The sequence below is a fragment of the Glutamicibacter sp. AOP38-B1-38 genome, from assembly GCF_052377485.1.
Taxonomy (GTDB): Bacteria; Actinomycetota; Actinomycetes; order Actinomycetales; family Micrococcaceae; genus Glutamicibacter.
The window spans coordinates 44,325-57,108 of the sequence record NZ_JBQSWU010000015.1 but is presented as its reverse complement, the minus strand read 5'-3'; the positions used below and the strand labels follow the sequence as shown (position 1 = coordinate 57,108).

The window sequence follows — 12,784 nt, the reverse complement described above, 5'->3', positions numbered from 1 at the left end:
CCTCAAGGCTAGTCGAGAATTTCACCGGTAGTCATGTTCACACCCGCACGTGAAGTATCTTCCAAGGATTCTTTGATGGAAGTCGCAAGCTTTTCCCCGACTCCAGACACCGCCATGAGCTGCTCCAAGGACGCGGCCCGGATCTTTTTCATCGATCCAAAGTGCTTGCGGAGCGCTTCTTGCTTCGATTTGCCTAAGCCCGGAATGGCGTCCAAATCCGAGGAAATCATCGACTTCGAACGCTTGGCTCGGTGGAAGGTAATAGCAAAGCGGTGTGCCTCATCGCGCAGGCGCTGCACCAGGTACAACGCCGCCGAGGCACGCGGCAGGATCACCGGGAAGGGGTCCTCCGGCAGCCAGAGCTCTTCGAGCCGCTTCGCCAAGCCAACGACGGGAATATCATCAATCCCCAAGTCATCGAGGGCTTTTTGAGCAGCAGCTACCTGCGGCGGGCCACCGTCGACGATCACCAAGGACGGCGGGTAAGCGAATTTCTTGACGTCGCTGGCACCGGGCTCAACCTCGCCGGTATTAAAAGTCTCCGGGTCGATTTTTTCCTTCAGGTACCGGCTGAAGCGCCGGTGGATCACGTCGTACATGCTGGCGGTGTCATCCCGCGCGGCATCACCGGTAATCGAGAATTTTCGGTATTCGCTCTTCTTGGGCAGCCCATCTTCGAAGACCACCATCGAGGCGACGACGTTGGTCCCCTGCGTATGCGACGCGTCGTAACATTCGATGCGCAACAGGGCGGTTTCCGCTCCCAGCGCCTCCTGCAGTTCCTGCATCGCGGCCGATCGGGTCGAAATGTCGCCGGCGCGTTTGGACTTGTGCAGGCGCAACGCCTGTTCGGCGTTCTCCACCACGGTTGATGCCAGCGCCGCCTTGTCACCACGCTGCGCGACGCGCAGGGATACCTTCGAGCCACGCAGTTCGGTCAGCCAGGTGGTCACATCTTCAAGGTCATCGGGCAAGGTGGGCACCAGCACTTCGCGCGGGATCCGGTCGGCATGATCGGCATACACCTGGGTGAGCAGCTGTTCGACGAATTCGGCGTCGGTCAGGTCCGCAACCTTTTCGACCACCCATCCGCGTTGCGAGCGGATACGGCCATCGCGCACGTGGAAGACCTGCACCGCGGCTTCAAGTTCATCGGCGTGAATGCCGAAGATATCCGCTTCGGTGCTCTCGGCAAGCACCACCGCATTGCGCTCGAAAACCCTGTTCAGGGCGGCGATGTCGTCGCGATAGCGGGCCGCCTGTTCGTATTCGAGATCGGCGACGGCAGCGTGCATTTGCGCGGTCAGCTCGCGGGTGAACTTTCCCGCCTCGCCGCCCATGAAGGTGCACAGGTCATCGGCCAATGCCCGGTGGTCTTCCGGCGAGATCCGGCCGACACAGGGCGCGGAGCATTTATCGATATACCCCAGCAAGCACGGCCGGCCCGAGGCTTCGGCACGCTTGAACACCCCGGGCGCGCAGGTGCGCACCGGGAAGACGCGCAGAAGCGTATCGAGGGTTTCACGGATCGCCTTGGCCGGGTAGAACGGGCCGAAATACTTCACGCCCTTGCGCTTGTCCCCGCGCATGACCAGGGCGCGCGGGAACTTTTCGTCCATCGTGATGGCAAGGTACGGGTAGGTCTTGTCATCGCGGAAGACAATGTTGAATCGCGGAGTGTACTCCTTGATCCAGGTGTACTCGAGCTGAAGGGCTTCCAGCTCGGATCCGACGGTTGTCCATTCGACGCTGGCCGCGGTGAACACCATCGTGCGCGTTTTAGCGGTCAGGCGTTCGGGGTTAACGAAATATGAGGCCAAACGATTGCGCAGGACACGGGCTTTACCCACATAGATGACCCGGCCGTGCTCGTCGCGGAAGCGGTAGACACCCGGTTTGGTGGGGATATCCGAGGATTTCGGACGGTAGCTGGCTGGATCTGCCATGGCTACTTCGCGTCCGGCGGCAACTGGTTGTACGAGTCGACACGTTCCTGACCGCTCAGCTCGGCGATCGCGTCAACGATCCGGTCCGTCGCGCGGCGGCGTTCGGGCAGCGGGTGCTTGCGGCCCAGCTGGTCAAAGTACAGCGGCTCCCCGTAATGAATGGAGAACTTCGTCGGGCGAATGCCCTTGGTGTCGGCCGGCTGCAGCTTCTCGGTGCCGATCAGTCCCACCGGGATCACCGGGACGCCTGTGGTCAGGGCCAGCCAGCCCACGCCGGTGCGGCCGCGGTAGAGCTTGCCGTCGCGCGACCTGGTACCTTCCGGATAGATGCCGATTCCACTTCCGCTTTCGACGATGTCCACCAGCGAATCCAGAGCCGCCACGGAGGCCGCCTGTTCACCGCGCTGCACCGGGATCGAACCCACGGATTCGAAAAAGGTCTTCATCGCCTTGCCTTTGAGCCCGGGGGTGGTGAAGTATTCGGCTTTGGCGAAAAACGCGACGTCGCGAGGGGTCAACGCCTGGACGATGATCGAGTCGAGGAAGGACAAGTGGTTTGAGGCGACAATGAAGCCACCTTCTTTGGGCACATTATGGATGCCGGTGATCTCCGGACGGCACAAGGTGTGGAGCATGCCGCGGATCGAGGAGCGGGTCATGGTGTAGAGGCTCATTACTTCAGGCCCTCCTGCATCGGCTGTCCGTCTAGCGCAGCGGCGCGTTCTGCGTCCAGCAGCAAGACCGCGAGCTCATGCACGCTATCGGCCAGGTGGTCTGCCGCATCCAGCTCATTGGGAAGCGCAAAACCCCAGCTGACACCAATCGATGCCACCGAGTTTTCACGCGCCGCGTCCAGGTCGTAGTAGCGATCGCCGACGACCACGGTGCGCGCCGGATCCAGGTCGCCCGCTTGCAGTGCGGCCAAGACGATATGCGTCTTGCTCGAGCCCATGGAGCCGTGCTCCGAGGCGTTGCCGAAGATGGCGTCCAGCGAGGAGTCCAGTCCCTGCTTGGCGATCAGCTCCCGCGCAATGGGCTCCGGCTTGGCCGTTGTCACTGCGACGTAGATTCCGGCCGCGCGGAGCGCAGCCAGAAGTTCACGCAGTCCCGGGTACACCCGCGAGGCGGCCATGCCCACCGCGGCGTACCGGGCCCGGTATGCGGCGATGATCTGATCGATATTCTCATCGGTAACACCGTCCAGGGTGCGCAGGCCGATTTGCAGCGGTGGACCCACCAGCGCCTCGACGGCTTCCTCTCCGGGATCGGCGACATCATGCGCCGCGAGGGCATGACGAATTCCGGATGTAATGGAACCTGCGGGGTCCACGAGAGTCCCGTCCAGATCAAAGAGCACGCTTGTTACCGACATATTCACTTAGACATCATCCCATGAAGCGGACTCACGTTAGGAATCCATAACTGAAAACGCATATTCCGCGGGTCCGCCTCGCTCCGGATTTGAGGTTTTAAAGAATTTCGGCCAGGTACTTTCCGGTGTGCGATGCGGAGACCTTCGCCACGGATTCCGGGCTTCCGGTGGCCAAAATCGTTCCGCCGCCCGAGCCGCCTTCCGGCCCCAGATCGATCACCCAGTCGGCCGACTTGATGACGTCCAGGTTGTGCTCGATGGTCAACACGGTGTTTCCCTTGTCCACCAGTCCTTGCAGAACCAGCAGCAGCTTGCGGATGTCTTCGAAGTGCAGACCGGTGGTCGGTTCGTCGAGCACGTAGATGGAGCGGCCGTTTGAGCGCTTCTGCAATTCCGCGGCGAGCTTCACACGCTGCGCCTCGCCGCCCGAAAGCGTGGTGGCCGGCTGCCCCAGGCGCACATAGCCCAGTCCCACATCGACCAGGGTCCTCAGGTGGCGGGCGATCGGGGTGAACGCGGCGAAGAACTCGGCGCCCTCGGAGATCGGCATATTCAGCACGTCCGAGATGTTCTTGCCCTTGTAGAGCACCTGCAGGGTTTCGCGGTTGTAGCGCGCGCCCTGGCAGACCTCGCACGGCACATATACGTCCGGCAGGAAGTTCATTTCGATCTTCAGCGTGCCGTCACCCGAGCAGGACTCGCAGCGCCCGCCCTTGACGTTGAATGAGAAGCGGCCCGGCTGGTAGCCGCGCAGCTTCGCCTCATTGGTCTCCGCAAAGAGCTTGCGGATATTGTCGAAAACTCCGGTGTAGGTGGCCGGGTTCGACCGCGGGGTCCGCCCGATCGGCGACTGGTCCACGTGCACGACCTTGTCCAGGTGCTCGAGGCCCAGCACCCGGGTGTGGCGGCCGGGAACCTGCTTGGCGCCGTTGAGCTTATTGGCCAGCACCTTGTACAGGATGTCGTTGACCAGCGTCGACTTGCCCGAACCTGAGACACCGGTAATGGCGGTCAGCACGCCCAGCGGGAACTCCACGGTGACGTCCCGCAGGTTGTTTTCCTTCGCGCCCACCAGCTTGAGCATGCGCTTCTTGTCGGCCTTGCGGCGCTTTTTCGGCAGCTCGATCTGCTTGCGCCCGGAGAGGTAGTCTCCGGTCAGCGAGCGGGTGTTCTCCTTCAGCCCCTCCAGCGAGCCGGAATGGACCACCTCACCGCCGTGCTCCCCTGCGCCCGGACCGATGTCCACAATCCAATCCGCCTCGGCGATGGTGTCCTCATCGTGTTCGACGACGATCAGCGTATTGCCCAGCGAACGCAGATGCAGCAGGGTTTCGATCAGCCGGCGGTTGTCGCGCTGATGCAGGCCGATGGAGGGCTCGTCCAGCACGTAGAGCACGCCGACCAGCCCGGAACCGATCTGCGTGGCCAGGCGGATGCGCTGCGCCTCGCCACCGGACAGGGTGCCCGCGGCGCGTTCCAGGGTCAGGTATTCCAGGCCCACGTCCAGCAGGAACTTCATGCGCGCGCCAATTTCCTTCAGCACCTGGGTGGCGATCTGCGCCTCGCGGTCGCTGAGCTCCAAGGTGGTGAGGAATTCGGCCGCCGCGCGCAGATCCATGGCAGCCACCGCGGCGATCGACTTGCCGCCGATCAGCACCGACAGCGAGGCCGGGTTCAGGCGTGCGCCGCCGCAGGTAGGGCACGGAATCTGGCGCATGTACTGCTCGTAGCGGTCGCGTGCGTGATCCGATTCGGTTTCCTCATGCTTGCGGTGCACATAGGAGATGACGCCTTCGAATCCGGTGGAGTACTTGCGCTCCCGGCCGAAACGGTTCTTGTACTGCACGACGACCTTGTGGTCTTTGCCGTTCAGGATCGCCTGGCGCGCCGGTGCCGGCAGGTCCTTCCAGGCGGTGTCCATGCCGAAGCCCAGCTCCTTGCCGAGCCCCTCGATCAACCGGTTCCAGTATTCGGTGGTCGCCTTGCCCAAGGACCACGGCGCGATGGCCCCGTCGGCCAGCTTGACCTCGGCATCCGGGACGATCAGGTGCTCATCGACTTCAAGCTTGGTGCCGATGCCGCTGCAGGCGGAACAGGCGCCGAAGGGGTTATTGAAGGAGAAGGTCCGGGGTTCGATCTCATCGATGGCCAGCGGGTGCTCGTTCGGGCAGGCGAGGTTCTCGGAGAACGCACGGACGCGCTTCGGGTCATCCTCCGCCAGATCCACGAAGTCCACCAGCACGCGGCCATCGGCCAGAGTCAGTGCGGTTTCCACCGAGTCGGTCAGCCGCTGGTGCACCGTGTCGTTTATGGCGAGGCGGTCAACGACCACCTCGATGGTGTGCTTGACCTGCTTGGCCAGCTTGGGCGGCTCGGTCAGCTGAATGGTCTTGCCGTCGACCCTGGCACGGGAGAATCCCTTGGAGGAGAGCTCGGCGAACAAGTCAACGAACTCGCCCTTGCGGGCGCGCACCACCGGGGCCAGCACCTGGAAGCGGGTCTTCTCCGGCATTTCCAGCAGCTGGTCGACGATCTGCTGCGGCGACTGCTTCGAAATGGGCTCCCCGCATTCGGGGCAGTGCGGGCGTCCTACACGGGCCCAAAGCAGGCGCATGTAGTCATACACCTCGGTGATGGTGCCCACGGTGGACCGCGGGTTGCGGCTCGTGGACTTCTGGTCGATCGACACAGCCGGGGAAAGCCCCTCGATGAAGTCCACATCCGGCTTGTCGACCTGGCCCAGGAACATCCGTGCATAGGCGGACAGGGATTCGACGTAGCGGCGCTGGCCCTCGGCGAAAATCGTGTCGAAGGCCAGCGATGACTTGCCGGAGCCGGACAAGCCGGTAAAGACGATCATCGCGTCGCGCGGAAGATCCACATCTACGTTCTTCAGGTTGTGCTCGCGCGCACCCTTGACGATCAGACGGGACAAATCCAGTTTTTTGCTTTCTGCAGTAATAGCCACGAAGCAATACTAATCGAAAACTACTTCGAATAAACGTGGTGCTTGGCACAAATGCGCGTTACTTTCGCGCAGGGCGATATCCCGGGCATTTCCAGCCCTGAAGATTTGCTGGTCGGCGGCCGTTTGGGGCCTCAAACGGATCGAGCAGGAGAAACCAGACGATTAGGCACCAGCGTCGGCAGCGTTCATCCACTTGGCATGTCCCCATAAAATTTTCTTGACGAGCCTTGCTGCTTGCGCGTCTGGGCGAGGTGCTCCAGCCCGGCCACGGAACCCTTGGCCTTCAACTAAATACGGCCACCGGCGTCCGCTGGGATGACTTGCCAGTTCGCTCGGATAATGGGAGGCTGAGCTCCCGCGCCGGCATTGAGGAAATGTATCCACCATGAGCAAAACCATTATCATCACCGGCGGCAGCGACGGCATCGGTGCGGCCGCCGCGCGCACGCTGGTTGGCCGTGGCCATCGCGTCGTCATCGTCGGGCGCTCGGAGGGCAAAACCAAAAGCATCGCCGCAGAGCTGTCTGTGCCTTACTATGTCGCGGATTTCGCGGAGCTGAACCAAGTCAGAAAGCTGGCAGATGATCTGCTGAAGGCATACCCGGAAATCAACGTGCTCGCGAATAACGCAGGCGGGATCATGGGTAAGCGAACCCAAACCGTTGATGGGCATGAAACCACTTTCCAGGTCAACCACCTTGCTCCGTTCCTGCTCACCAGCTTGCTCATGCCAGCGCTATTTGCCGGCAAGGCAACGATTATCCAGACAGCCAGTGCGGCCGCTCGGATCTTCGGGCGGATGGATATCGAAGACCTGCAGAATACCGTGGGCTACGCCCCGCAGAAAGCCTATGGCAACGCGAAACTCGCTAACATCCTCTTCACTCAGGAATTGCAGCACCGGTTCGGACCACGAGGCGTCGCTGCCGTTGCTTTCCATCCGGGTATCGTCGCCAGCAGCTTTGCCAGCGAAACTACGCATTTCATGCGGCGCATTTACCACGGGCCACTCAAACGACTATTTACGGTCACTCCCGAAAAAGGGTCAGATCAGCTTGTTTGGCTCGCGGAAGGGACTCCTGGAACGACTTTCCTGCCGGGTTCCTACTATGAATCCCGCAGGATAGCGACAAGGGTAAGTGCCGAAATGCACAACCCGAAGTTCGCAGAACAGCTCTGGAAGAAGTCGGCTTCACTGCTCCGAACCGCCAACTGACAGGATTTGCCCGAGTTATCTGAGCGTGGCGCAGAATCTGCCGATGGTTCTGGTGCAGTGCGGTTTGGGCCCAACTTGCATGAACCAACCTCTAGGGACACTCAAATCGCGTTTCGGGTTAGCTCGCCTCGCACAGCCCGGTGCCCCATGGCCCGAAGGCCACTAATTAACGGGGCAGCGAGCTGAAAGCGGCGCGCAGGTATCTGACCGCGGTTTCTTCGTCCACCGACCAGGTCTGGGCAACGCGTGCCAGATCGGCTGCGGCATCGCTGACTTCTTGCTGGGCACGATCCTCGGCCGCTTGCACGATGGTTCCGTGCCGCCCGCGGGTCACGACCGCGCCTTGGGCTTCCAGCTCCTTATAGACCTTAGCCACCGTGTTCACCGCAAGATCCAGGTCACCGGCGAGCGCCCGCACCGAGGGAAGCTTGGTTCCGGGTGCCAAATCTCCACCCGCAATACGTGCCAGGATTTGCTCTCGTACCTGCTGGTACGGTGCGACAGCCGATTTCGAGTCGATACGGATGAAATCCAGATTGGCCATGGGCGCTCCATTCGGTGCAATGCTTTAGTTGATTCACTGAGCCTATCGCGTTCAAGCCAGTCGCCACCGTAGGGTAATGGGTATGAGTGAACTTCTATTAGCCGACGTCACGATTCGGTCGGTGAGCGTCTCGGAAATGAACAACAACGTTTACTTGGTCACCGAACGGGCCAGTGGCAAACAACTACTGATCGATGCGGCCGACGAAACTCCTGCGATTCTTGAACTCGTGGCCAGCGCCGCCAAGGATGGCCCCGAACCAGAGGTCGTTGGCATCGCCACGACCCATGAGCATTGGGACCACGTGCGGGCCCTGGCCGAGGTCGTCGAACGCTTCACCGTTCCCACGTACGCAGGCGCCGAAGATATCGACGGTATCGCCAAGGAGTCCGGCGTGAAGATTAGCCACGGGTTGACCCATGGCGATCGAATTTCCGTTGGCGAGATGGAGCTTGAGGCCATTCACCTTCGCGGGCACACCGCGGGCTCGATCGCCTATGCATTGCACGACTCCTCGGGACAACAGGTCATCTTCAGCGGAGACAGCCTATTTCCCGGGGGTGTAGGCAATACCTGGGAGGACCCGGAGCGGTTCGAGTCGTTGCTCAACGACGTATCCGAACGTATCTTCGAAAAATTCCCAGATGAAACCGCCGTCTTACCTGGTCACGGCGGCTCCACCACCGTAGGCACCGAGCGCCCGCACCTCGATGAATGGCGCCAGCGCGGCTGGTAGTCCATACTTTGAAGAATTGCCCGTCAGGCTACGGCCCGGTGGGCAATTCTTGCAGGTAGAGCAGCATCCGCCACTCACTGCCCGGTGCGTGGTTCACAAACCCGCGGTCCTCGTAAAAGCGACGAGTCTGCGCATCGTCTTCATCCACGTTGATGTGCATTTCGCTGCCCCCGCGCGCGGCCAGCTGGATCAGGACATGATCAAGGATGGCGCCGCCGATGCCTTGGCCGCGCAGTGGAGGGCGCACATACAGCTCATCAAGCACCGCGAGCGGTCCGTCGGAATAGATGGTTGGCCGCAGGGTAACGATGGCGTGACCCGATGGTTGAGATGCAGGACCGGCGAGCACTGCATAACAGTGCGGGCCAGCGAGCATGCCCCGCAACCGCCTGGCTAGTATCTGCTCCGCGGGGCAGGGAGAACCGAACTCCGCATTAAAATCAGCCTGCAGCTTGGCCAGCTGCGCGCAATCTTCCGCCGTAGCCAAGTGGGTGCGCCGCTTTTCCATGCGGCCATTGTCCTCCATGTCCAGCGGCGGCACCAGTGATTCAGCCCTGCTTGCGTGCCACCATAAAGATGCGCCGGAAGGGAAAGTTCGTCAGCTTGGCACCGTCCGGTGCCGTGAATGACGGGTAATGCTCGGCGACGGCAGCGGAGTAGTCCGCTTCGAAATCCAGGTATTCGTCCTCGGGCAGTGTTGCCTTGATGGGCAGCAACGCGGTGCCTCGCACCCAGTCAAGGATCGGGCTCTCCCCCACCATCACCTGGTGGTAGGTCGTCTCCCACACATTTGCCTGGAACCCTGCCTCTAGCAATAGCCGCTGGTACTCTTGTGGTTCGCCCACCACGTCTTCGTGCCGCAGCACGCCGCCGAGCCTGCCTGCCCACTTCTGAGAGTCGGCCACCTGACGCATCACCGCATGGGAGGCAGCGCCGAAGTTTCCCGGCATCTGGATTGCGACGTAGGCGCCGGCCTTCAAATCACCCAACCAGTTTTTGAGCAGTTCGCGGTGTTCGGGGAGCCACTGCAGCATGGCGTTGGAAAAGAGCAGGTCGATCTCGGGTCCCGGGTGCCAGTGGCGTGCGTCGAGCAGCTCGAAGCCCAGATTCGGCTGCTGCACCGCGCCGTTGGCTTGGGCGATCATCTCCGGGGAAGAATCCAATCCGGTCACCTGCGCCTGCGGCCACCGCTCGGCCAGCAAGCTCGTCTTGTCTCCCGGCCCGCAGCCCAGATCGACAATCTGCTTGGGGATGATTCCGCCTAGCTGGCCCAGCAGGTCTTCGTAGGGTCGTCCGCGGTAATCCGCGAATTCAGCGTATTTGTTCGGGTTCCACTTCATATTTCCGAGCCTAGTACCACGGCTCAGCGTTCAGCTAGCCTCCGGTCGCAGTTCTCAACGGATAGGCTTAGAACATCATGTTGCTCACCGATTACCTGCCTGCAGATGCGAAGAACGTTTCCGACGACGAGATTTACGAGTCCTTTGGCCGCTGGGTAACCACCCGCGGCATCGACCTATACCCTGCCCAGGACGAGGCTTCGATGGCCTTGGCCGCCGGAAGCAACGTCATTTTGGCGACGCCCACCGGCTCGGGCAAGTCGCTGGTCGCCATTGCCGCGCACTTCTACGCGATGTCCCGCGACCAGATCAGCTTCTATACCGCCCCGATCAAGGCCCTGGTGTCGGAGAAGTTCTTCGACCTGTGCAAGATCTTCGGCGCCGAAAACGTCGGCATGGTCACCGGCGATTCCTCGGTGAATGCCGACGCGCCGATCATCTGCTGCACCGCCGAGATCCTGGCCAACATCGCCCTGCGCGAAGGCTCGCGCGCAGATGCGGGTGTGGTCATCATGGACGAGTTCCACTTCTACGCAGATCCGCAGCGCGGCTGGGCCTGGCAGCTGCCGCTCATCGAGCTGCCGCAGTCGCAGTTCCTGCTGATGAGCGCCACCCTGGGCGACGTCAGCCGTTTCGAGAAGGAGCTTGAAGACCGCACCGGCAAAACCACCGTGACGGTGGCGCACTCCGAGCGTCCCATCCCGCTGCACTTCTACTACTCGATGGAACCGGTCCAGGAAGCCGTCGAGGAACTGATCAAAACCCAGCAGGTCCCGATCTACATCGTGCACTTCTCCCAGCTGGACGCCATCGATCGCGCCACCGGCTTGATGAGCGTCAACGTGTGCACCCGCGAGGAAAAGGACCGCATCGCCGAGCTGGTGGCCGGATTCCGCTTCGCCGCAGGGTTCGGCAAGACGCTGAACCGGCTGGTGCGCCACGGCATCGGCGTGCACCACGCCGGCATGCTGCCCAAGTACCGCCGGCTGGTCGAACAGCTCGCCCAGGCCGGACTGCTCAAGGTCATCTGCGGCACCGACACCCTGGGTGTGGGCATCAACGTGCCGATCCGCACGGTGCTGATCACCGCGCTGTCCAAGTTCGACGGCACCCGCACCCGCACCCTCAACGCCCGCGAATTCCATCAGATTGCCGGCCGCGCCGGGCGCGCCGGCTTCGACACCGCCGGCACCGTGCTGGTCCAGGCCCCCGAGCATGCGATCGAAAACCACAAGGCCATGGAAAAGGCCCTGAAGAAGCACGGCGAGGGCTCCTCAAAGCTCAAGCAGATCCCGAAGAAGAAGCCGCCGCAGAACTTCGTCACCTGGGGCGAGAAGACCTACGACAAGATCGTGCATGCCGATCCGGAAACGCTGAAGTCCTCCTTCCAGGTCTCCCACTCGATGCTGCTGAACCTGCTCGAACGCGAGGACAATGCCTTCGAAGCGGCCATGCGCCTGCTCACCGAGAACCATGAGACCCCCGCCTCGCAGCGCAAGCTGAAGCTGCGCGCCCTGGGCATTCTGCGCGAGCTGATCGCCACCGGCGTGGTGGTGCGGCGCGCGGAACCCGATGAATACGGCAACTACTACGAGCTGACCGTGCATCTGCAGCAGAACTTCGCGCTGAACCAGCCGCTGTCGCCATTTGCCCTGGCGGCCTTGGAACTCTTCGAACCAGAATCCCCCAGCTACGCGTTGGATGTCGTCTCGGTGATCGAGGCGACCCTGGAGAAGCCGCGCCAGGTACTTTCGGGCCAGGAGAAGAAAGCCCGCGGCGAGGCAATTGCCGCGATGAAGGCCGACGGCCTGGACTACGACGCGCGCATGGCGGCCCTGGATGAGGTCACCTACCCGCAGCCGCTGGCGGAGAAGCTCGAGGCGGCCTTCGAACAGTACCGTTCCGGTGCCCCCTGGTTGGCGGACTTCGAGCTTCAGCCCAAGTCCGTCGTGCGCGACATGTACGAACGCGCCATGGGATTCTCGGACTTCGTCCAGTACTACCAGCTGGCTCGTTCCGAAGGTGTGCTGCTGCGCTACCTCACCGACGCGTACAAGGCCCTGCGCCAGACCGTGCCGCAGGATTCGCTGCGCGAAGACCTCGAAGACCTCATCGAATGGCTGGGCGAGCTGATCCGCCAGATTGACTCTTCGCTGCTCGACGAATGGGAGGAGCTCTCCCGCGGCGAACTGCACGAGGAAACCGAGATCGCTCCCCCCGCCCCGGAGAAGTTGACCACAAATATGCGTGCCTTCCGGGTGATGGTGCGCAACGAGATGTTCCGCCGGGTCAAGCTCTTCGCCGATGAACAAGATCAGGCCTTGGGCGAACTCGATGGGCATAGCGGTTTTGCTGCCGAGGCGTGGGCCGAGGCCATGGATGACTACTTCGAGGAACACGAGGACATCGATGACGGCCCGAACGGGCGCGGCTCGAACCTTTTTGTGGTCACCGAGAAGCCGAACCGGATCTGGGAGGTCCGCCAGATCTTCGCCGATCCGGAAGAGCACCATGACTGGGGAATCAACGCCACCATCTCCTTGGACGACTCCGATGAACTCGGCGCCCCGGTAGTTACGGTCACCGCGGTCGGACGAATGGACTAGTTCTCCTCGGCAGTCGATTGCCTTGCCTTTAGCTCACCTAGTGGCGGTTGTCATAC

At 61.9% G+C, this 12,784-nt stretch carries 10 protein-coding genes; 3 read left to right on the top strand and 7 right to left on the bottom strand.

Going from position 1 to position 12,784, the window contains the following annotated elements; all coding sequences use genetic code 11:
- Positions 1 to 8: 8 nt before the first annotated feature.
- From uvrC to uvrA, 4 genes are all read right to left on the bottom strand, one after another.
- Positions 9 to 1,946 (bottom strand): excinuclease ABC subunit UvrC, encoded by a 1,938-nt coding sequence (uvrC, locus tag ACT3TP_RS10490; protein ID WP_096285162.1) that lies wholly within the window; start codon positions 1,944 to 1,946, stop codon positions 9 to 11.
- Between the two features lie 2 nt (positions 1,947 to 1,948).
- Positions 1,949 to 2,620, bottom strand: coding sequence for a lysophospholipid acyltransferase family protein (locus ACT3TP_RS10485; RefSeq protein WP_096285164.1), 672 nt, complete (start codon positions 2,618 to 2,620; stop codon positions 1,949 to 1,951).
- Positions 2,620 to 3,318, bottom strand: coding sequence for an HAD hydrolase-like protein (locus tag ACT3TP_RS10480; protein ID WP_444620577.1), 699 nt, complete (start codon positions 3,316 to 3,318; stop codon positions 2,620 to 2,622). Before ACT3TP_RS10480 ends, ACT3TP_RS10485 begins: the two co-directional genes overlap by 1 nt.
- Before the next feature lie 97 nt (positions 3,319 to 3,415).
- Complete coding sequence (gene uvrA / locus ACT3TP_RS10475) at positions 3,416 to 6,286, bottom strand: excinuclease ABC subunit UvrA (protein WP_444620555.1); 2,871 nt, start codon at positions 6,284 to 6,286, stop codon at positions 3,416 to 3,418.
- 385 nt (positions 6,287 to 6,671) lie between these two features.
- On the opposite strand from uvrA, the gene ACT3TP_RS10470 reads away from it, so the two are divergent.
- Positions 6,672 to 7,502 carry an SDR family NAD(P)-dependent oxidoreductase gene (locus ACT3TP_RS10470; RefSeq protein ID WP_444615312.1) on the top strand — a complete coding sequence of 277 codons (831 nt, stop codon included), beginning with the start codon at positions 6,672 to 6,674 and terminating at the stop codon, positions 7,500 to 7,502.
- Between the two features lie 166 nt (positions 7,503 to 7,668).
- Here the strand turns inward: ACT3TP_RS10470 and ACT3TP_RS10465 are convergent, their stop codons facing one another.
- On the bottom strand, positions 7,669 to 8,046 hold the full coding sequence (locus ACT3TP_RS10465) for a GntR family transcriptional regulator (protein ID WP_096285172.1): 378 nt from the start codon (positions 8,044 to 8,046) through the stop codon (positions 7,669 to 7,671).
- A gap of 82 nt (positions 8,047 to 8,128) precedes the next feature.
- On the opposite strand from ACT3TP_RS10465, the gene ACT3TP_RS10460 reads away from it, so the two are divergent.
- A complete protein-coding gene (locus ACT3TP_RS10460; protein ID WP_444615313.1) occupies positions 8,129 to 8,782 on the top strand; it encodes an MBL fold metallo-hydrolase in 654 nt (217 codons plus the stop codon).
- A gap of 28 nt (positions 8,783 to 8,810) precedes the next feature.
- Here ACT3TP_RS10460 and ACT3TP_RS10455 read toward each other — a convergent pair whose 3' ends face one another.
- Together ACT3TP_RS10455 and ACT3TP_RS10450 are read right to left on the bottom strand one after the other, a co-directional pair.
- Complete coding sequence (locus ACT3TP_RS10455; RefSeq protein ID WP_444615314.1) at positions 8,811 to 9,290, bottom strand: GNAT family N-acetyltransferase; 480 nt, start codon at positions 9,288 to 9,290, stop codon at positions 8,811 to 8,813.
- A gap of 40 nt (positions 9,291 to 9,330) precedes the next feature.
- The gene (locus tag ACT3TP_RS10450; protein ID WP_444615315.1) at positions 9,331 to 10,122 is read right to left on the bottom strand and encodes a methyltransferase domain-containing protein; all 792 of its coding nucleotides are present in this window, start codon (positions 10,120 to 10,122) and stop codon (positions 9,331 to 9,333) included.
- A 77-nt stretch (positions 10,123 to 10,199) separates the two neighbouring features.
- Here ACT3TP_RS10450 and ACT3TP_RS10445 point away from each other — a divergent pair, with 77 nt between their 5' ends.
- Positions 10,200 to 12,728 carry a DEAD/DEAH box helicase gene (locus ACT3TP_RS10445; protein WP_096285178.1) on the top strand — a complete coding sequence of 843 codons (2,529 nt, stop codon included), beginning with the start codon at positions 10,200 to 10,202 and terminating at the stop codon, positions 12,726 to 12,728.
- The last annotated feature ends 56 nt before the right edge of the window (positions 12,729 to 12,784 follow it).

What these genes read in the sequence shown, in the direction of transcription:
- uvrC (WP_096285162.1), bottom strand. Translation starts at nt 1,946, where the DNA reads ATGGCAGATCCAGCCAGCTACCGTCCGAAATCCTCGGATATCCCCACC.
- ACT3TP_RS10485 (WP_096285164.1), bottom strand. Translation starts at nt 2,620, where the DNA reads ATGAGCCTCTACACCATGACCCGCTCCTCGATCCGCGGCATGCTCCAC.
- ACT3TP_RS10480 (WP_444620577.1), bottom strand. Translation starts at nt 3,318, where the DNA reads ATGTCGGTAACAAGCGTGCTCTTTGATCTGGACGGGACTCTCGTGGAC.
- ACT3TP_RS10470 (WP_444615312.1), top strand. Translation starts at nt 6,672, where the DNA reads ATGAGCAAAACCATTATCATCACCGGCGGCAGCGACGGCATCGGTGCG.
- ACT3TP_RS10465 (WP_096285172.1), bottom strand. Translation starts at nt 8,046, where the DNA reads ATGGCCAATCTGGATTTCATCCGTATCGACTCGAAATCGGCTGTCGCA.
- ACT3TP_RS10460 (WP_444615313.1), top strand. Translation starts at nt 8,129, where the DNA reads ATGAGTGAACTTCTATTAGCCGACGTCACGATTCGGTCGGTGAGCGTC.
- ACT3TP_RS10455 (WP_444615314.1), bottom strand. Translation starts at nt 9,290, where the DNA reads ATGGAAAAGCGGCGCACCCACTTGGCTACGGCGGAAGATTGCGCGCAG.
- ACT3TP_RS10450 (WP_444615315.1), bottom strand. Translation starts at nt 10,122, where the DNA reads ATGAAGTGGAACCCGAACAAATACGCTGAATTCGCGGATTACCGCGGA.
- ACT3TP_RS10445 (WP_096285178.1), top strand. Translation starts at nt 10,200, where the DNA reads ATGTTGCTCACCGATTACCTGCCTGCAGATGCGAAGAACGTTTCCGAC.